Origin of the sequence: Gordonia sp. KTR9, assembly GCF_000143885.2 — a bacterium.
Lineage (GTDB): Bacteria > Actinomycetota > Actinomycetes > Mycobacteriales > Mycobacteriaceae > Gordonia.
The window spans coordinates 802,419-816,655 of record NC_018581.1; the positions used below are offsets into that span (position 1 = coordinate 802,419).

Genomic DNA, 14,237 nt, shown 5'->3' on the forward strand with positions numbered 1-14,237 from the left:
TTCTGGACACGGAGGATTCGGAATCTGTAGCCTGGTGGGGTGGCCCAGATAGATCGCATGATCGTTGAAGTTCATTCGTTGTGATTGAGCATTCGCTCTACGGACTCGCAGCGCGGGACGCCCACGTGGACCGAGGAGCAGAACAGTAATACCCGCTCCTCGGTCACGGTCCAGTTTCCTCGGGTCACTGCAGTTCGATCGTGCTTTAACTGACGTTGGTAAGCGCTGGGTAGTGGTTGTTCTGCGTGGATACGCGGCTGTTTGTGCCGTGGACGCGGTGACGTCGGGATTATCATTGCGAGTGGACGCTCGGCAGCCTGGCCTGGCGGTCTCGCCCAACATCAGCCTTCCGTTCAACGGAACTCTGCGTGGTCTGTTTGGGCGACTGTGGGTATTATGTTGATATTATTATCATAATTGTTGAGCCGAGGTGTATTCACCCGGCAGCACTCGATTCACCGCGAAACTGCCGAAAGAATTCTTTGAAGGAGCATCCTATGTGGCCCCACAATAAAGATTTACCACATTTCGGACCACTTGCAGGCGTGAAGGTGGTGCACGCGACATCGTCGGTGGCAGGTCCGTTCAGCGTCCAGATGCTGGCCGACAACGGAGCTGATGTTATCTGGATCGAGAATCCAAGTGCCCCGGATATGAATCGCTTCACGGGTTCGACCAATATTGAAGCCGAGAGACGAAATCAACGTGGCGTTGCGCTGAATATTGCTTCAGAAGAAGGTAAGGCAGTATTCTTCGATTTGATAAGACACGCAGATGTGTTCGTTGAGTCCTCCAAGGGGGGGCAATATGCGCGGTGGGGTCTAACCGACGAAGAGTTGTGGAAAGTAAACAAAAAGCTGGTGATCTGCCACATTAGCGGGTTTGGCCAGAGCGGGCTGCCGGAATACGTCAAACGGCCATCGTTCGATATGGTGGCCCAGGCTTTCTCGGGCTATATGCACAGTAATATAGCTCCAGGCTCGCCGCCATTCGCCGTTGGTCCAGTGGCTGGCGATTATTTCACTGCCTTGTTCGCCACTGCAGGTATACTAATGGCTCTTCGTAGCGCTGAACTAAGTGGAGTTGGCGACAGCGTCGATGTGGCTCAGTTTGAGTGCCTACTTAGGGCAAGTTTCTACTCTTCGGATTGGTTCACGAATAATACGCCGGTGGCGTCTGCCGGAGAGCCATCTCTCAGCGCGGGAGTTGGGTGCTATAGGTGTAAGGACGGCGCATACGTTCAGCTGGTGGTGAGCGGCACCGGTGGACTCAAGAACGTGTGCAAATTGTTTGGTCTCGAATACGGTACTGCGGACATCCCCGAGGGTGTAGGCGTGATTCTCCGCGGCACGGCGGGCGGCGACAAGATTGACGAGGCCGCAGAACTGTATATGTCTGCCCGTACTGCCGATCAAGCCTCAGCGGACCTTCTTGCTGCAGGCGTGGCAGCACAGAAGATCAATACGCCGCAAGACGTAATGGATGACCCGCATGTCCAGGCTAGAGGCACCTTGCAGGAGGTCACGACAAATGCGGGGACGCAGCTCACCTATGTGGGAGCGGTTCCTCAGTTCTCCAGGCATCCGTCGAACACCTGGCGGCCTGCTCCATGGACCGGGATGGACAACGAAGAGGTCTTGAAGCAATTGGGATACGACGAAGAAATAATTGCCAAGATGTACAGCGATGGAATCATCGGTCGCAAACCTGTCGACGGTCGCCGTGAAGCTGCGTCCGATGTCCGTCAGTAAGTTGCTGCGTACCGGAGGTTAAGGAGATCCATCAGTAAATGAGTACGAATCAAAAGTCTTTGGGTTACGGGCGTGACATTTTTCGTGAAGATCACGAAGCTTTTCGGAGTACCGTGCGCAACTTCTTCCAAAAAGAAATCGAGCCCTATGTCCGCCAATGGGAGGACGATGGATTCTATCCCGCAGAACTGTTCCGCAAAGCCGGTAAATTAGGATTGCTGTGTGTAGGGATTCCCGAGGAGTATGGTGGCGGTGGTGGCGACATACTGCACCACATGGTTCTCCACGAGGAGCACGGGTACTCACCTGCAGGCGCTTCCCTGGAAGCGGGACTTCAGACTGACTCGTCAGCTTACGTAATACTTGACGCCGGTACCGAGGAACAGAAGCGCAATTGGCTCCCCAAGATGGCGGCAGGGGAGGAGATTATGGAGCTGGCCCTGTCTGAACCGTCTGCTGGTAGCGATGCAAAAGGGATAAAGACCCGTGCGAAGCGCGACGGCTCGGATTATGTGATTAACGGTTCTAAAATGTGGGTCAGCAATGGCCCGGTGCTGACCCAGCTTCTCGTGGTAGCAAAGTGTAAAAGTGACGATGGCGAAGACGGTTTGGCTATCTTCATCGTGCCGGCCGGCGCCAGAGGGGTCACCGTTTCCAGGAAGACCGAGCTTCTACTAAGGGGCTGCGGGGGAGTCTCCGAAGCCTTTTTCGATGATGTTCGAATCCCCGCGGAGAACGTTTTGGGCGGATCAACTCGTGGCGGCCTAGGTGCTGCAATGTCCACGATTACAGTCGGCAGGATGGCTGCAGCTAGCCGATTCCTCGCAGCGAGTGAGCTGGCGTTGAGTTTGACCGTTGACTACACAAAGGAGCGTAGCGCATTCCAGAAGCGGATTTTCGACTTTCAGCTCACACAATCGAAGTTGGCCACTATGAAGACTGAGATCGCTGCGGGTCGGGCGTTTGTCGATTCTTGCTTGGCACGCGCCGCATCTGGCACTCTTTCTAACGATGAGTCGGCGATGGCCAAATTATTTGTGTCCGAGGTCGAGGGTAGGGTTATGGATGAGTCTCTACAGCTTCATGGCGCGATGGGGTTCAGTGACGAGAATCCGATCTCGAAGATGTACGCTTTCGCACGTGTGCATCGGATATTTTTGGGAACATCGGAGATATTGAGATTGAGTATCGCTCGGGGTATGTAAGTTACAGTATGCCTCCGGCCTATAAGACTGATTTGTTAAGGACGAGTACTCGTTGGCTGTGATGCACGCTCTGTCTTCGCCTCACTAATGCCAGCCGGCTGTCTCTGTTAGTGCTCTGATCGCATCGGACTGTGAGCGCATTTGCGGAGGTTGCGGCGCGGCGCATGGAAGATATTGACAGAGCTCACGTTGTTGAACTTCGATTTTCCCATGTGTGGCCAAAAAGTGGTGTCGCACTTGGACCGACTGGAACGGTCGTGTTTCGTAGACTCAGTTAGAGCTGTGTAGGCGTCATTGACCGCGCCAGTGATCAGGGTTCAGGTGTGGTCGCCAGCGTCGATCGTCATATGAGGAGTGAAATTGTTCAACGGCAAAGTAGCTGTCGTCACGGGGGCGGGTTCAGGAATCGGCGAAGCGACTGCTAAGAAGTTGGCTGCCGAGGGCGCGTCCGTTGTGGTCGCGGATGTGAGTGACCGAGGTGGTGAGCGTGTCGTGGAAGAGATCGCCGCGGCTGGTGGCCTGGCCACCTTTGTGCGTGTCGATATTTCGAACGAGGTCGATGTCGATAGGATGATCACCAGCGCGGTCGAGTCCTACGGAAGACTCGACATGGCTGTCAATAACGCAGGTATCAGCCATCCGCCAGTACGAATGCATCAGGTCGAGTCTACGAGCTTCGACGCTGTGCTCAACGTGAATCTGAAGGGGACCTGGTTATGTATGCGTGCCGAGATCGCTTATTTCCTTGACAACGGTGGCGGGAACATCGTCAACACGACCTCCATCACTGGTTTGAAAGCTGGTCCCCTTCAATCCGTCTACTCTGCGACGAAGCACGCCATTGTTGGGCTCACCCGCAATGCTGCGGTGGAATACGTTAAAGACGACATCCGCGTTAATGCAGTCGCGCCGGGTCCCGTCTGGACTCCGCTCATGCGCGCACAACCTGCGGAAATCACCGACCACTATTCCGCCCGTGCCCCGTCAGGGCGTATGGCGGAGACGGAGGAGATCGCCGATGTCATCGCTTGGTTGTTGAGCGACGGGTCGCGCCACATCAGTGGCGAAACCGTGACTATCGACCTCGCGGGCATGCAGGCCTGAGTGCGGCGTAAACCCCGCTCGGGACCGCTGTACGGATAGGTGACAACTAATCTGGCTGCCTTCGGGCGGGTCGGGAGGATTGGCGTTGTGCCCAAGCCGTACCCGCAGAAGTGCCGTGACGATGTGGTCCGGGTCGGACCGGGCGATGGATCTTTCGTGACAACGTCTCGTGGTCGGGTGTTCTGCAGGAAATGCAGTTCGTAACAACCGTGATCACGAGTCCATGTTGACTACGTATCGGCGAGGAGCCAAATCGGTTGTGGCCGTTCGATATCACTCAACACCGCCCCTGTGTAGGCGAGCTCTTTGCAAACAGGGACACGAACTACGGGCGGATCGTCGGCTACAGCATCGATTCCCGGATGAAGTTCCGGCTGGCCGTGGCAGCGTCGCGCAGCGCGGTGGTCCGTCGTGGTGTGCTGACCAGACTTGCGTACCTGCCTGACAACCACTTCGCGTCGCATGCCATCGCTGGTGCGCTCATAGCCGAGTACTGCTCGCTGTCAACTTGGTTGACGCGAACTTCGGGCGCCCAATAGCTCTGTTGTTCCCAGGGCCGTCGAGCGAAAGACAGCGTGGCCCAAGCGTTTGTCGCCCGGGCCACGCCAGAACTCGGTGTTGCTCTATTCGCGGATGCCTTTCACTCCCAGGTGGGGAGGGCGGCGTCAGAGTAGCGGGCTCCGTAGCCGCCGGTAGGCAGGATCTTGGCGATTTGGTCTAGGTCCTCGTGTGTCAGCGAAAAGTTGGTTGCGCCTGCGTTCTCGGCGATCCGTGCGGAGTTGCGGGTGCCTGGAATGGGAACGATGTGCTCACCCTGAGCGAGCAGCCACGCGAGGGCGAGTTGGGCTACGGTTCCGCCCTTGGATTCGGCCAAGGCGTTGAGCTGGCGGGTTGCTTCGACGTTCTTTTCGAAGTTGCCCGGCTGCCACCGTTGATCCGTGCGGCGCATGTCGGACTCGTCGTACTCGTTCGCGGGCTTTGCAGTGCCGGTGAGAAAGCCTCGCCCGAGGGGCGAGTACGGCACGAAACCGATGCCCAGCTCATCGAGGGTCGGGAACAGCGCTTCGACGTCGCGTTCGAACAGCGAGTACTCGGTCTGCAGTGCGGTGACCGGCTGTACTGCGTGTGCGCGTCGGATCGTCTCAGGGCCGGCTTCGCTCATCCCGAAGTACTTCACCTTGCCGGCTTCGATCAGCTCTTTCACGGTGCCGGCGACGTCTTCGATGGAGACGTTCTCGTCGACGCGGTGCTGGTAGAACAGGTCGACGTGATCGGTGCCGAGGAAGCGCAGGCTGTCGTCGATCACGGACCGGATGTTCTCTGGGCGGCTGTCGTGACCAAATTCCTTGGTAAAGCCGAACTTCGTGGCGATCTGCACCTCGTCGCGGAAGTCCTTGACAGCTCGACCTACTACTTTTTCGTTTTCGCCCCAGCCGTACAACTGGGCGGTGTCTATGAAGGTCACGCCCAGGTCGAAAGCGCGACGGATTGTCTCAACACCTTCCTGCTCATCGCTGGGGCCGTAGGCGAGATTGATGCCCATTGCGCCGTAGCCGAGAGCGGAAGTCGTCAGGCCCTGCTGGCCGAGAGTTCTCTTTTGCATGTTGTTTGCCTTTCGTCGTCGTACGCCATGCACTATACGCCATTAGTGTCAGTTGATGACATCAGTGTCGCGCGACGTCGGGCCGTGCTAGTGTCGCGCTGTGATGAACCCGCCCGGCGCGCCGCCTACAGGATTGAGGGATCTTGCGCGCTCATCGGTGCGGGACCATCTCGCGGACCAGGCGCTTCGCCTGTTCGACGAGCGCGGATTCGATGCCACGACGATCGAAGACATTGCCGCGGCCGTCGGAATGTCGTCTCGAACGTTTTTCCGCTACTTTGCGACCAAGGAAGACGTCGTGATTGGGGACCCTGGGCCGTTCGGCGAGGTGGTCCGCGATGCTGCGGCCGCGCGCCCTGAAGCCGAGACCACGTGGGTGATGCTGCGGCACGCCTTCGACCCGGTGGCAGACAGTGCGGTTGTCGCCAACGAGTCCGGGTTGCGCAAGATGCGGGTCATGATGGGCACCGCTTCACTGCGCGCACGCAGCGTCGAGAAGCATAACGTCTGGGCTGTGCTGCTCGAGCCGGTCGTCATCGCGCGTCTTCACGGCTCGGAGGAAACAAAGAGCTACCGGGCGCGGACCCTGATCCAGGCCGCAATCGCTTGCCTCGACGTCGCACTCGTTGAATGGACACTTCGCGGCGGGTCCGTTTCACTCGCGACGCTGCTGGATGAGGCCTTCACCATCGTCGCTAGCAACTCGTTGTAAATGCGGGCGGCGGGCTGTGAACGTTTCGACGTTCGTAGGGTTAAGGGAACGGTCCTGGATCGGATGGGATCCCGGTTTGAGCGACCTTCGCTTCGGAGGCGACGTTTCTCGGTAGCGCGTCTCGTAGTCGAAGGGCGGGCGGCGGTGATGGACCGCTGATGATTCCATCAGCGCGAAGGCGTCAGAGAACAAGACGGGATCCAGCCGGAGTCGCGTAGTGATTCACTGGACGACAGCGCGGTGTCTGACTGCCCGCGACCACTCTGGTGGGCTGAACCTGACGCGGCGACGGCGGAGTCGGTCCTGCTGATTGGCAGCGGTCGCTGCCGTCGAGGCCGGATCAGCAGTGGGTGGCTGATTTGACCTACGGGACTGCTGCACGACCCGTGCGTTTCGTTCTGTGGAACTCCTGCTGGCTAGAAGCCTTGAGTGGTGACATTCTCGGCTCGACGGTAAGTGATTGCCACCGTTTGGTAATCCTTCACAGATTGGCCGCCGTAAGCGAGTCTCCGTACCGATCTCCTCGGCGACGGCAGATTCCCTTCTCATTTTCGAAAGGAGATACACGGTGATTCATCATTGGTCGTTCAATGCTAATGATCCGCAGCGTGTGGTAGAGGTATTGGCTGAGATTATGGGTGGCCATGTCATCAAGCCCCCGATCCCGCCGTATGAGGAAGGTGCACGTTGGCTGTGCATGTTGGATGAGTATGGCACCATGATCGAGGTCGGCCCCATCGATGCCTGCAAGTATCCGAATGCTGACTGGCTGGCAACAATCGAGGCAGTGCCGGGATCGACTCAACAGTACTCGTACAATCACGCGCTATGCAGTGCTGCGATACCGCTGGAACAGGTGCGCGAAATTGCTGAACGCGAAGGATGGCCGACATCTTTCTTCGATGGACCCTTTAAATTCCAGGGCGTGTGGATTGAGAGCCGACAGTATATCGAGTTCGCTAGTCCGGATGTCCTCAAAGACTACACAGACCTCTTCGGTTCGAATATCACTGCGGAGGCGCTGAATGCCCACAATCGGAGACGCGAGCAGGAGCTTCGTGAGCTGGCTTCGGGGGCCGCGTCGGACTAACGGTAGATTTGAGTTCGGCCTCATGCCGAGCAGCTAGCTTGGCTGCAGGTTCAGACGAACGGGCCTAGGCATGCCGGGAACCGAGTGAGAGTTTTAACGACTCCCGCTCTTGGGTCGATCGTTTCAGCAGAGCGTCAAGTTCTCGGCAGCCATAGAGTTGTGAACGCCGCGCACCCGGTCCGGTGCGCGGCGTTGGTGCAATCGTTCGTCCAGCATGAGCATTGGCAGGTGGCAGTAGGCCTCTGTAATGAAGGTGGTCTAACTTCCTAGTTGGCCTGACCGTTCGATTCGCGATTCCCGCTCGCTGCTGCTACCAGATGACGGCGAGACCCGCGGCCAGCAGCGACAGCGCGCCGACGGCCCAGAAGAGCGGCCGCGGCACGGGTTCGCCCGTGCGCTTCTGCCTCGCGCTCCCCATGCCGAGGACCCCGCCCAGGACGAGCAGGATCACCAGCTTGATCCCGATCTTCGGATAGTTCAGGTCGATGCCGGCCGGCCACGGGGCCGCGAGGGCGAGTCCGGTCAGGAGCGAGAGCAGGAGGCCGTAGTCCATCACGCGTGTGACGCGGAACTCGCGGGCCACGAGCTGGGTGACCCAGGCCCCGAAGGTCACTGCGAAGCCGATGATGTGCAGGAAGATTACGACGTTGCGTAGTAGCTCCATGGGGTCACACTACCCAGCAGAGGCGGCCGAGTTCCGGACAACGAGAACACGTTCACGGTGCACGATGGACGGATGACGCACGACGAACCGGGCACCCCCACGATCTCGCCGGCCGCAGGGGGAGGGGCGACCGGAACCCGCCCGCTGGCCCACACCCGTGTCGGTACCTTCCGCGGGGTCGTCGGCGAGATGGCCGATGTGTGGCGGGGCATCCGGTACGCCCGCCCGCCGGTGGGGGACCTCCGCTGGCGTCGGGCGGTTCCGCTGGAGGAGAGTGACGCGCCGAAGGACGTCGTGGATGCCTCGACCTTCGGTGCGGTGTGCCCGCAGCAGCTGAATCCCGCGGTGCGGCTCGGGCCCGACGTGGTCATGGACGAGGACTGCCTGTTCCTCAACGTGTGGACCCCGCCGGGTGCCTCGGAGCACGCCGACGACGCCGTCGGACTCCCGGTCATGGTGTGGCTGCACGGCGGCGCCTACGTGCTGGGGTCGGGCGGGCAGCCGTTCTATGAGGGCTCGAATCTCGCCGCCACCGGCGACGTGGTCGTCGTGACGCTCAACTACCGGCTCGGTGTGCTCGGCTTCGCCGACCTGTCCTCGATCGACGAGCGTTTCGAGTCGAACGCCGGACTCAGCGACGTGCTGACGGCACTGCGTTGGGTCCACGACCACATTGCCGCGTTCGGCGGCGACCCCGACAAGGTGACGGTGTTCGGTGAGTCGGCCGGGGCCGGACTGGTCACCGCACTGCTCACCATGCCTGCCGCGGCGGGGCTCTTCGGCCGGGCGATCGCGCAGAGTTCGCCGGTGACGTCGATGTACGGAGCCGACCGGGCAGCGCGGGTCGCCGAGCAACTGCTCGAGGTCGCCGGGATCGATGCGAGTGAACTCGACACCCGCGAGATCGTCGGACGGCTCGACGAACTCGACGGCATGACGTGTTCGGCGATCACCACCGCGCTGTTCGAGAAGGTTCCCGGTGAGACGCCCGGAACCATCGCCTTCGCGCCGGTCATCGACGGCGATCTGCTGCCCGAGCACCCTCTCGACGTCTATCGGGCCGGTCGCGCGCATCCGGTGCCGCTGATCATCGGGACCAACCGCGACGAGGCAAACCTGTTCAAGTACATGAAGTCTCCGCTCATGCCGATCACGACCGCCGACATCGAGCGCATGTTCGCCGGGATGGCGAAGGAGTATCCCGACGTCGTCCTACCCGAGCGAGCCCAGGTGCTCTCGGCGTATTCGGGCCTGCGCCCCAAGGTCACCGGGCTCGGGGTTGCCCGCGACGTGGCGTTCCGCATGCCCACGCTGTGGCTCGCCGAGGCACACGCCCGCACCGCACCGGTCTACGTGTACCGCTACGACTGGACGACCCGGATGTTCCGGCTCCTCGGTCTCGGCGCCGCCCACGCCACCGAGGTTCCCTACGTGTGGGGCAACCTCGGTGCCGGCCCGCGGGACATCACCTTCCTCCTCGGTGGGCGCAAGCAGGGAGAAGCGGTGTCGGAGAGGATGGTTCGACGATGGACCGCGTTCGCGCACGGACAGGAGCCCGACACCGGATCGCTCGGGGATCACTGGCCGACCTACGACACCGGACATCGTCCGGTGCTGCGTATCGATGCCGAGGATCGGGTCGTGCAGAATCTCGACGGCGACATCTGGGAGGCGTGGGGCGACGAGGTGCTCGGCTTCCGCTGAGGCGTCCATCTGCTGGCCGTCGAGGTCACCAAGTGGCTTCGACTCGGCTCCTCGACCTCGACGCGCTCCTACGTCGCTTGCTCGGCCCGGCGGCTGCGCTCGGTGCCGGCTCAACCAGCAGGTGGAGGCGTTGCCACCCGAGCCGCGTCGACCGAACGCAGCGAGGACGCGCGCCCCTCTGCCGGCCGAGCCGCGTCGACCGAGCGCAGCGAGGACGCCGCGTGTCGAGGTCACCTGCCGGCCAACAACATTCAGTCCCGACCGCAATTCGAACGGACGTCGACGTGCGGGAGATAGGCGTCGCGCTGCGCGTCGGTGAGGGGTGCGGTGCTCGCGCAGATCCAGTCGCGGGCCACATCGAGGTCGAGCGTGTGCAGGTAGACGTTCCCGGTCGTGTCCCCGCCGGAGATGATCTCCTCGTCGGACGGGAGCTGGACCGGTAGCTGCCAGGTGGTGGTGGTGTCGGTGGTGGCGAGCAATGTCCCGACCGGTTGCCGATCGGTGAGCTGACCGTCGTCGTCGAGCGCGAAGCTGATCAGCTCGTGCGTCGCGGTGCCCACCGCGAGGCGGTTGGGCGCCATCGAGACCGTCGAGGCGAACATGTCCTCCTGCCGGTCGAGCAGTTCCGGTTCGGCGTCGGAGCCGACCGGCGGCAGGCGCCAGGTGGACAGGTCGCGGGAGGCGACCACCAGCACACCGCCGTCGTCGAAGGCGGCTTGGGCGATGGGCGCCTCGTCGGTGATGACGTCGACCGGGTCCGGACTCGACGACGTCAGGTCGTACAGGTAGACGCGCTTGTCGTCGGAGGTCAGCGCGAGCCGCGTGCCGTCGGGGCTGAACGCGACGTTGCGGATGAGGTCGGTCGGTCCGCGCAGAGGTGCACCCACCCGTCGCGGGGAGCGGGGGTCCGAGGTGTCCCACAGGGCCACGGTGGTATCCGTGTCGCCGGTCGCGAGCAGGTTCCCCGACGGCGCGAAGACGACCGGGAAGGAGTAGCGGGTGGCGACCCCGAGGGCCGCGGCGCGTCGAGGGGCCGCGGTGTCGGTGATGTCCCAGAGCTCGACGAGCCCGCCGTTGTTGTTGGCGGTCGCGGCCAGGGTGCCCGGGCCGTTGAGGCTGACACGCGGATGGTCGTTGACCCGGCGCTGGATCGGCGTTCGCGAGCGCAGGGTGAGGCCGCCGGACGTCGTCCACAGGTTCAGGGTCGTGTCGGAGCCGACCGTCGCGAGGACTCGTTGCGCGGCGTCGGTGTCCAGCCCCGTGATCGTCCCGCCCCGATCGGGTTCGGTCCGGCCGGGCAGGCTCCAGACGTCGATGGTGCCGTCGGAACGACCGGACACGAGCTGGTCGCCGCTGGGGTCGAAGCGGGCGGAGAAGGTCCGCACCGACCCCTGCTCGGAGGTGGTCTGCAGCGCCCACTGCAGGGTCGGCGAGGTGGGATTGGCGGTGTTCCACACCCGGACGAGACCGTCGGCGCGGGCGGAGGCCAGCTGCGAACCCGAGCTGTCGAAGGCGATGGACCACGACCCCGCCGTGCTGTTGGGCAGGGAGGTGCTCAACGGGCGGGGCGCGAGCGGGTCGGCGACATCCCACAGTTGGGCGTTGGGGCTGTCGCCGGTGACCGCGAGGGATCGACTGTCGGGGCTGAAGGCGACGGCGTGGGTGATGCTGGGGAAACCGGTGAGCGGGGGACCCAGGAGTTGCGGTGATTCGCCGGTGGTCCACAGGCGCACGGTCCGGTCGTCGCCGCCGCTGGCCAGGGTGCGACCGTCGGGGCTGAAGGACAGGGTCCGCGCCGCGGCGGTGTGACCGCGCAGCACGGCCGTCTCCCGGACCGAACCGGTCGGGGAGACCGCGTACACGGTGATGGTGCCGTCGTCCGACGACGCGGCCAGGGTGCGGCCGTCGGCGGAGAACCGCACCATGTAGACCGTGCCGTGGCCGGGTGAGACCGTCGTCGTCGCGCGCGGGTTCGACGCGTCGGTCAGGTCCCACATGCGAACGGAGCCGTCGCCGCTGCTGCTCGCCAGCAGCTGCCGCGTCGGGTGGAAGTCGGTGCTCGTGACGTAGTTGCCGAAGCCGCGCAGGACCGCGGACTCCCGGTAGTCCGACGAACCGGACCGAGTCCAGACGCGCACGGTCCGGTCGCCGCTCGCCGACGCGAGCCGGGTGCCCGTCCGGTCGAAGGACAGGTCGTAGACCGGGCCGGTGTGACCGGTCAGGGGTGTCACGAGCGGAGTCGTCGCGGCCCCGCGCAGGCGGCTCTCCACCGTCGGGTCGTCGGGATAGATCCGGTGCGCGACGAGCAGCAGCCGCGCCGCCAGCGACGGGTTCGAGAACTGCATGCTGTCGATGTGGGACAGCAGTGCCGACCGTTCGGCGGCGTTTCGCTGTTGACGCAGGTCGTGGGCCTGCCGGAACCCGATCGCCGCGGTGATCGTCGCCGCGATCGCCAGCACGACGATGACCGACACCGCACCGATGCGGGTGAGGCGTCGCCGCTGCTGCATGGCGACCGCGGCGTCGAGGAATGCGTCGTTCTCCTTGCTGAGCAGGTGCAGATAGTCACTGCGGAGGGTCCGCCGCCGGCGCTTGGCGTCGTCGAGACGCGACCCGGTGTAGAGGAACGACCGCCCCCGGCCGTTGGCGAGCCACGCCGCGCTGTCGGCGTCGAGCTGCTGACGCCACAGGTGGTTGTCGGTGTCGTCGGCGATCCACTCGGCCAGACGTGGCCACGCGGTCAGCACGACGTCGTGCACGAGCATCACCGAGTCGGTGGAGACCGTGAGCAGCCTGGCCTGGGCGAACTCGTCGATGACCGTGGCGACCTCGGGAGGGAACCGGTTCGCGAGGGTCGCCGTGGACAGCGGCACGCGCAGCGCGATCCCGGCCGGACCGACGTGCACGAGGGCGAGCAGGACGGCGCGCGCGAGGTCTCGATGCCGCGGGTCGATCGCCGCCCAGGCGGCCTCCGCGGTGTCGGCGACGGCGCGGGCGATACCGCCGGTTGCCCGGTAGCCGGACAGGGTCATCCGGTTGCCGCTGCGGCGCGCCCAGGTCGCCTGCAGGACGTGCGCGAGCAACGGCAGCCGGCCGGCCCGGTCGCCGCCCGTCGACGCCTCGTACAGCTCGGTGATCATGACGTCGGCGAGTCCGGTCTCGATCCGGCCGCCGGCGAGACGGACGGGTGCGGTGATGACCTCGCGCAACTGCGTGCGCGTCATCTCCGAGACGATCACGCAGCGGTGTTGCCATGCGTCGGCGAGGAACGGGTGCTCGACGCACTGACTGAAGAAATCGGCTCGCACACCGACCACGACGACGGTGTCGTGCGCGAGTTCCTCGACCTCGCGCAGCGTCTCGGCCCGCAGCGAGTCCTCGAGGGAGAAGACGTTCTCGAACTGGTCGATGACGATGACCGCCTGCTCGGTCGTCGTCGGCGGCGTCGGAGCCGGCGCGTCGGTGACCTCCGGTTCCACCGGGTCCGCGATGGCGAGGCCTCCCGGGGTGATCTCGCCGAGTCGGGGCGGGGCCAACCGGGCGTCCCGCGCGAGGCCGGCACGCAGCAGCGACGACTTGCCCGATCCCGACACCCCGGTCACCACGACGAGCCGGGACGCGGGAGGCAGGGGCGGCGGTCCCTTGCGTGCCGCCAGGATCGCGTCGACGAGGGTGCCGACGACGTCGTCGCGGCCGAAGTACATCTGGCTGTCGGCTGCGGTCAACGTGGCGAGACCGGCGAACGGTCGTGCCTGCTGCGGTACGGACGGCTCTTCCGCGCGGGCCTCGTCGGGCGTCCGGTGGTCCCACATCTCTCGCCATTGCCGGATGGTGAGGACGTCGTCGGCGCCGGCGGCGACAGCCCGGGCGGTCAGCCAGACGAGCAGCGGTTCGACGGTCGCGAAGTCCCGGGGGAGATGCCGCCCGTTGCGCCAGTCGCTGATCCGCTGTGCCGAGACCCGCGCCCGTGTCGCCGACGCCCGCAGTGTGGGACGGCCTGCCTGCACGAACAGTCGCGCGAGAGCCTCACCGAAATCCACTCAGCTGTCCCCATGCTCGCCCCGACTGTTCGACCGCACCATCATGCGGTAGCCGAACCCACCGCGCCAGCATCGGCGACCCGATGTGGCGACGGCCACATCTCGGACGTGCGTACCAGGGTCCGCGGGCGGTTCGGGAACCGGATCCGGAACCGGTTCTGTCCGGTCCGGATAGTCCGTTAGCCGCTTGACCAGTGGCTTCGCCGCGGTTTCCGGTGTGGGGGTGGAGTGGGCGTCGTTCGTGGGGTCTGCTTGTGGGGCGCGACTCGACGGGGGTCGGGAAGCGCACAGGTTGCGTCGGTCGAAGGACACACGGAGGTGTTCGGCGAACACTGCCCGTCGGGGGCTGTGTGTCGTTCGGCCC

9 protein-coding genes are annotated in these 14,237 nt (G+C 63.6%); 6 read left to right on the forward strand and 3 right to left on the reverse strand.

Going from position 1 to position 14,237, the window contains the following annotated elements:
• Positions 1-497: 497 nt before the first annotated feature.
• The 3 genes from KTR9_RS04420 (at position 498) to KTR9_RS04430 (ending at position 4,060) form a co-directional block, all read left to right on the forward strand.
• Positions 498-1,751 (forward strand): CoA transferase, encoded by a 1,254-nt coding sequence (locus KTR9_RS04420; RefSeq protein ID WP_014925396.1) that lies wholly within the window; start codon positions 498-500, stop codon positions 1,749-1,751.
• Between the two features lie 38 nt (positions 1,752-1,789).
• Positions 1,790-2,956: an acyl-CoA dehydrogenase family protein gene (locus KTR9_RS04425; protein ID WP_014925397.1), complete on the forward strand. Its 1,167-nt coding sequence runs from the start codon at positions 1,790-1,792 to the stop codon at positions 2,954-2,956.
• A gap of 354 nt (positions 2,957-3,310) precedes the next feature.
• The gene (locus tag KTR9_RS04430; protein ID WP_044505847.1) at positions 3,311-4,060 is read left to right on the forward strand and encodes a glucose 1-dehydrogenase; all 750 of its coding nucleotides are present in this window, start codon (positions 3,311-3,313) and stop codon (positions 4,058-4,060) included.
• 640 nt (positions 4,061-4,700) lie between these two features.
• On the opposite strand, the gene KTR9_RS04440 is transcribed toward KTR9_RS04430, so the two are convergent.
• Positions 4,701-5,663, reverse strand: coding sequence for an aldo/keto reductase (locus tag KTR9_RS04440; RefSeq protein WP_014925399.1), 963 nt, complete (start codon positions 5,661-5,663; stop codon positions 4,701-4,703).
• 103 nt (positions 5,664-5,766) lie between these two features.
• On the opposite strand from KTR9_RS04440, the gene KTR9_RS04445 reads away from it, so the two are divergent.
• Positions 5,767-6,375, forward strand: a complete 609-nt coding sequence (locus KTR9_RS04445) for a TetR family transcriptional regulator (protein WP_044505851.1) — start codon at positions 5,767-5,769, stop codon at positions 6,373-6,375.
• Positions 6,376-6,943: 568 nt separating this feature from the next.
• A complete protein-coding gene (locus tag KTR9_RS04450; protein WP_148281148.1) occupies positions 6,944-7,465 on the forward strand; it encodes a hypothetical protein in 522 nt (173 codons plus the stop codon).
• Between the two features lie 310 nt (positions 7,466-7,775).
• On the opposite strand, the gene KTR9_RS04455 is transcribed toward KTR9_RS04450, so the two are convergent.
• Positions 7,776-8,129 (reverse strand): hypothetical protein, encoded by a 354-nt coding sequence (locus KTR9_RS04455; protein WP_014925402.1) that lies wholly within the window; start codon positions 8,127-8,129, stop codon positions 7,776-7,778.
• A 72-nt stretch (positions 8,130-8,201) separates the two neighbouring features.
• Between KTR9_RS04455 and KTR9_RS04460 the strand changes: the two genes are divergently transcribed.
• Positions 8,202-9,833: a carboxylesterase/lipase family protein gene (locus KTR9_RS04460; RefSeq protein ID WP_193363225.1), complete on the forward strand. Its 1,632-nt coding sequence runs from the start codon at positions 8,202-8,204 to the stop codon at positions 9,831-9,833.
• A gap of 251 nt (positions 9,834-10,084) precedes the next feature.
• On the opposite strand, the gene KTR9_RS04465 is transcribed toward KTR9_RS04460, so the two are convergent.
• Complete coding sequence (locus KTR9_RS04465) at positions 10,085-13,873, reverse strand: nSTAND1 domain-containing NTPase (protein WP_014925404.1); 3,789 nt, start codon at positions 13,871-13,873, stop codon at positions 10,085-10,087.
• Positions 13,874-14,237: the final 364 nt, after the last annotated feature.